5 protein-coding genes are annotated in these 5,545 nt (G+C 42.0%); 4 read left to right on the top strand and 1 reads right to left on the bottom strand.

The annotated features are described in order from the left end of the window. Nucleotides 1-61: 61 nt before the first annotated feature. On the bottom strand, nt 62-760 hold the full coding sequence (locus L4C33_RS19220) for an NAD-dependent epimerase/dehydratase family protein (protein ID WP_428814015.1): 699 nt from the start codon (nt 758-760) through the stop codon (nt 62-64). Between the two features lie 288 nt (nt 761-1,048). Here L4C33_RS19220 and L4C33_RS19215 point away from each other — a divergent pair, with 288 nt between their 5' ends. From L4C33_RS19215 to cobT, 4 genes are all read left to right on the top strand, one after another. Continuing rightward, a complete protein-coding gene (locus L4C33_RS19215) occupies nt 1,049-3,007 on the top strand; it encodes a methyl-accepting chemotaxis protein (RefSeq protein ID WP_428814014.1) in 1,959 nt (652 codons plus the stop codon). 149 nt (nt 3,008-3,156) lie between these two features. Further along, complete coding sequence (locus L4C33_RS19210; RefSeq protein WP_428814013.1) at nt 3,157-3,441, top strand: hypothetical protein; 285 nt, start codon at nt 3,157-3,159, stop codon at nt 3,439-3,441. A gap of 432 nt (nt 3,442-3,873) precedes the next feature. Continuing rightward, a complete protein-coding gene (locus L4C33_RS19205) occupies nt 3,874-4,485 on the top strand; it encodes a flavin reductase family protein (protein WP_428814012.1) in 612 nt (203 codons plus the stop codon). 89 nt (nt 4,486-4,574) lie between these two features. Continuing rightward, nucleotides 4,575-5,545, top strand: a 971-nt coding sequence (cobT, locus tag L4C33_RS19200; protein ID WP_428814011.1) for a nicotinate-nucleotide--dimethylbenzimidazole phosphoribosyltransferase, incomplete at its 3' end; no start/stop codon positions are given.

Genomic DNA, 5,545 nt, shown 5'->3' with positions numbered 1-5,545 from the left:
GGTAATATGATGAGAAAGGGCTGGTTATTGAGTAGTCGACTTGTCGAGAGTGTCGCCAGAACTACTCATATTTAGATAGAAAATTAAGCATTTCTTTAGAGTTCATAATTTCTAGGTTTTTAAACTTTTTTTCAAATAGTTTATAGATCGTTGTGTCTGCGACGCTTTGGGCTTGAATTGGTATCAGGTTTTGTAGTTTTCCTAACATAAAAGGGCGAAGACAAAACAAAATACGCTGAACCCATTTCTCATCTGTTCGCGGTTGAGCTCGTACGCCAACTAAGGGACCTGGTCTAAGAATGAGTAATTGTTCAAAGCGCATTCGAGTTAAGGTCTGTTCCATATGCCCTTTACAGCGTAAATAATGGGATAGCGATTGTGCTGATGCGCCATAGCTAGAAATAACAGCRACCCGTTTAATCCCAAGCAATTTCATGGTTTGAGCGACATGGCAGACCAGTTCAAAATCGACTTTTTCTAGTGCTTGCTTCGATCCAGCTTGCTTCGCCGTTGTACCTAAGCAAATTAAACCGAGGTCGGGAGTTTCATTACTTTCACTCCAATTGTTTACCTGAAGATCGGGATGAACGATGTTAAGAAGCTTATGAGCATGGTCTTGATCGGATTCGAAAGGGGTGCGTGATAATGCGTAAACTTTTGATATTGCAGATTCAGAGAGTAAGCGTTTCAAAGCGTGACTGCCGATTAAGCCAGAAGCACCTGCAATCATTACCACTGCGCCATCGCCGCTTATTGTCATTATATTTCCCTACTCGCCAGACAGTTAGTTTCCAAAAGATACATAGTTTGATATTGCGTATCGTTGTCTTATCACTTTAGTCAATTGCGTACTTTATGTCTGTGACTCGGCGTTCAATAAAAGATGATTCCAAACTCAAATCTAATACCGAACTTCAAAGCTTGAAAGGTGAATGCGAAAAACCAAAAGTGGATGGCTTGAACTACGCTTATCTATACTAATGTCAATTTACACTATTTTCCATTTGCCGTACCATGTTCGATAAATTAAAACAATGAAGTGACCTTTATGAAAATTAAAACGAAGCTGTTGCTTGGCTTAATTACCGCAACAATATTACCGGTAGCCATCGTTTCGAGTGTCGTTATTTCTAACCTTCGCTCACAGGCTGTTGAAGACTTCTTATCTAGTAGTCGAGGTGAAATGTCGCAGGTAGACAATGCCATATCGATATATTTTGAAGGTATAGAAAACAATGTGCGCATGTTGGCTGAAAGCCCAGCGATAAAGCGTTCAGACTCTAGTATTACCTCATACATGAATACCAATGCGAAGCTAATGACTCCGGAACAAAACGGGGAATTAGAACGCGAAATCTATCAATCTTTGGCATTGGTCGGTGAATCTCATCCTGGTTACTCTTATGTTTATACCGGTACAAAAGAGGGTGGCTATATCCAGTGGCCTAAGGGAAAAATATCGAATAATTATGACCCAAGACCACGTCCTTGGTTCACTAAGGCGAACTCTGCACCTGGTGAAATAGGTCGAACGGCTGCGTATTACTGGTCAGCAGATGACGCAACTATTGTCGGTACTGTTGTTAGCTTCGATTCGCATCAACAGCGAAATTTCGGCGCGGTTGCGATTGATGTATCGCTAAAGAACCTGACCGATATAGTTAAGAACATCAAATTGGGTGAGTCAGGTTATCTAATGATGATTGAAGACTCTGGCAATGTTCTTGTTGATGCGAAACGACCAGAAAACAACTTCAAAAATATCTCTAGTTTAGGCAATGAATATCAAGCGATAAATAGCACCCAGTCTGGGTTGGTAGAAGTTGAGATTGATGGAACGGCATACATGGCGAATGTCATTATTTCCGATAATTTGGGCTGGAAATTCGTTGGTTTAATTTCTGAAAAAGAAGTATTGGCATCGAGTAACAAGCTAGTGACGTTCATTCTGGTTATTGTATTAGTTCTTGGGGTTATCTTTACTCTCGGTGCTTCACTTCTGGCTAACTTAATTTCAAAACCACTAACCCTCGTTTCTAAAGGCTTACAGGATATTTCTGAGGGCGAAGGTGATTTGACTAAAGAACTCGAAATTCGTTCTTCGGATGAAACAGGTTTACTGGCCGGTTACTTCAATGAATTTTTGAAAGCGATTCGTCGTCTGGTTCAACAAATCGGTCATGCTGGTGGTGAAATGAAGCAGTCAGCCGAGCGGGCATCTACCGTTTCTGAAGACTTATTATCAGTATCAGAACGACAAAATGAAGCGGTCGAAATGGTTTCTTCGGCGTTTAATGAGATGGTGGCGACAGCGAATGAAGTCGCTAATTTATGTACGACAGCCGCACAAGCTGCAGACAGTAGCCAACAGCTTGTTCAGAAAGGCCAGCAAGATATTAACACTGCCGTTCAAAGCGTTAATGAGCTAGCGACTGTGATCGGCTCTTCTTCTGATTCTATTATCGAGCTTGAACATGATAGTCAAAGCATTACCGCTATTTTGGAAACTATTCGTGGAATAGCTGAACAAACGAACCTACTGGCATTGAATGCGGCGATAGAGGCTGCGCGTGCTGGCGAGCAAGGCCGTGGTTTTGCCGTGGTTGCTGATGAAGTCAGAGCGTTAGCGAAGAGAACGCAGGATTCGACTGAAGAGATCAATGGCTTGGTTATGCGCTTGCAAAGTCGAACGAAAGATGTTGCTGAACAAATGAAAGTGAGTTTGACAGCTTCTCAAGAAACTGTGGTAACGACAGGGTCAGTAAATGATAGTTTCTCGGGTATTTCTAGTTCAGTTATGGCTATTCACGATATGAATACTCAAATTGCCACGGCGGCGGAAGAACAGCACCTAGTCGCRGAAGAGATCAATCGTAATATCCAGCAAGTTCATGAAGATACACAGAAGGTTGATGATGTTGCTCGTCGAGCAAAAATGAACTCTGAAAAACTCGGTGAAGCTGCAAACGAGTTAAATGAGTTGGTGAGCAAATTTAAAACGGAGTAACCAGCACCGGAAACTAGTTTGCATGTCATCGTGAATTCCCAGCTCAACCGATGATATTTCACATTATATAAACTGCAATATGGTTTACAAATTGTGTATCTCAGATATAAAATAAGCTTATGTTAGAGGCATTAGAATCACAGGGTTTTATGAATATTGTTAAATTGTCTACGTCGATCTTTGTACTTGCTGCTATGTTGAGCCCAGCAAGTGCTAACGATGAATCTATTGAAAGCTGTACTCGCTTCTTACCTGAAGGTCAGACATATGAAATTACCATTAATGGCATTTCAAATCGCACCAAAGATGAGTTGAATTTTGAAGGCTCGTTTTCAATAGATGGAGGGGCGGAAGACGTAGATAGCTTCGATATTGGCCCTTTTGTTGAGTGCGTAGGGCCTTTGATCAAAATACCAGAACCAGAAGCCAGTTAAATATCCCTTGAAATGTAAGAGGCCCCATATTGGGGCCTTTTTCGTATAGAGAAATGAGATTAATGCCTTTTGGCAATTTAGAATCAGGTAAAGGAGAGTGGGACCTTTTTTGTATTCTTTTGTTTACTGCTTTTCTTGTTTTGGTTTCTTCTCTTACTTTGGTTAGCAAACATATTCTGTACCTCCAATTAATGCAGCAACCCCTGTACCATTTAGTGAAAGCATTAAAGATGCCAAAATATAAGTGGATGAAAATAAAGGGTCGAAATTAATACGGGGTATATTACTCGCGAAATGATTCTTTTTTTGACGCTGAAATTTCCCTAACTGGTCAAATGTTTTACACCTGATTTCATTTTTGCGAGTTAGAGATAGATAGCGTATTGCTTAGCGAGTAAACYGCATTCATTAAGCATAGACCAAGGAAGCGCTATGAACCTAAAGTTCGATACTCTTGCCCCAACACAAATTTACCACCTAATGACTCAAACCGTTGTGCCGAGGCCTGTAGCTTGGACGCTAACAGAGTCTAGTGAGAATAACTTCAACTTAGCTCCGTTTTCTTATTTCACTCCTGTGTCTAGTAACCCTCCATTATTGATGATATCTGTTGGCAAAAAGCCCAATGGCGATATTAAAGACACGACTCGAAACGTGCTTGAAACGGGGAAACTGGTTATCCATATTGCGGGAACTGACTCTGCGAAAGCCATGACAGAGTCTGCAGCGACCCTTGAGCATGGTGAATCAGAAATCGTCGCGAACGATATTGAGCTCACTGACTTTGAAGGTTTTGATCTGCCAAGATTAGCGGAGTGTGATATCGCGTTTGGTTGCACGTTGTTTGAAGTCAAAGAGATTGGCGAGACGCCACAAAGCTTGATCTTCGCTCAAGTCGAACAGGTATACATTTCGCAATCAGTCATTGATGGTACGAGCGAACGTTTAAAAATAGATACGGATGCTTTAGACCCTATTTCACGCTTAGGTGGCGGAGAATATGCGAAGCTAGGAGATGTATTCGCGGTTGCTCGTCCAAAATAGCCATAAGTCATAAGCTACAAACTTAAATAGCTTGCAAGTTGCTCGCGCTAAGCAGCAATAATTCAGACACCAATTTGAACGTATAGAAAATGCTAAATACTCAATATTCTCAAGAAATCCAGCACCGCATTGATCAAAAAACGAAACCATTAGGCGCTCTAGGCCAACTAGAAAAAGTTGCTCACCAATTGGCTTTAATCCAGAGCCAAGGTCAGGAACTGGCCACCACTACTATCGAAATTACTCAGCCTAGTATCACTATATTTGCTGGTGACCATGGAATCGCTGATGAAGGTGTGAGTATTGCGCCGAGTGCGGTTACTCAGCAGATGGTGCTTAACTTTTTGCATGGTGGGGCTGCGATTAACTGCTTTTGTGATGTCAACGATATCGACTTGATGGTCGTTGACACAGGGATCCTGTTAGAAGTTGAATCGGATGATTCAAAACTAGTGCGTCAGCGACTCGGCACTCGCACTGAAAACTTTTCAAAGCAAGCTGCTATGTCGAGTGAACAAGTGGAGCTTGGTTTACAGTTAGGTAAGCAAGTTATTACCCAGCGCATTGCTCAAGGTTCTAACCTTGTCATGTTCGGTGAAATGGGTATAGCGAATACCAGCAGTGCAACCGCTATTTTATCGGCACTATCAGGCTCAGATGTAGAAGCTTGTGTAGGGTTTGGGACTGGTATTTCGTCTGAACAACTCGCGCTTAAAACTCAGTTAATTAAACAAGGTGTAGCACGCTGTAAAGGTCTTTCACCTACCGAAGTACTTGCTGAAGTGGGCGGTTTTGAAATTGTACAGATGGTTGGTGGATTCTTAGCTGCTTATGAAAACAAAACACCAGTCATTGTTGATGGCTTTATCGTTTCTGTCGCCGCTTATGTTGCAACGTTAATAAATCCAGAAGCGCGTGACTACATGATTTTTGCTCATCGCTCAGAAGAGTCTGGTCATAAGATCGCACTTGAACTATTGGATGCCGATCCTTTGCTTGATCTAGGGTTGCGTTTAGGTGAAGGCACAGGCGCGGCGCTTGCGTTGCCAATCATAAAAGC

This window comes from Vibrio makurazakiensis (assembly GCF_050337375.1).
Lineage (GTDB): Bacteria > Pseudomonadota > Gammaproteobacteria > Enterobacterales > Vibrionaceae > Vibrio > Vibrio makurazakiensis.
Note: the sequence above shows the minus strand (reverse complement) of the source record. Positions and strands in the feature narration are given on the sequence as shown.

Excerpts from the sequence above, each read along its gene's own strand:
- L4C33_RS19210 (WP_428814013.1), top strand. The coding sequence starts at position 3,157 with ATGAATATTGTTAAATTGTCTACGTCGATCTTTGTACTTGCTGCTATG.
- L4C33_RS19205 (WP_428814012.1), top strand. The coding sequence starts at position 3,874 with ATGAACCTAAAGTTCGATACTCTTGCCCCAACACAAATTTACCACCTA.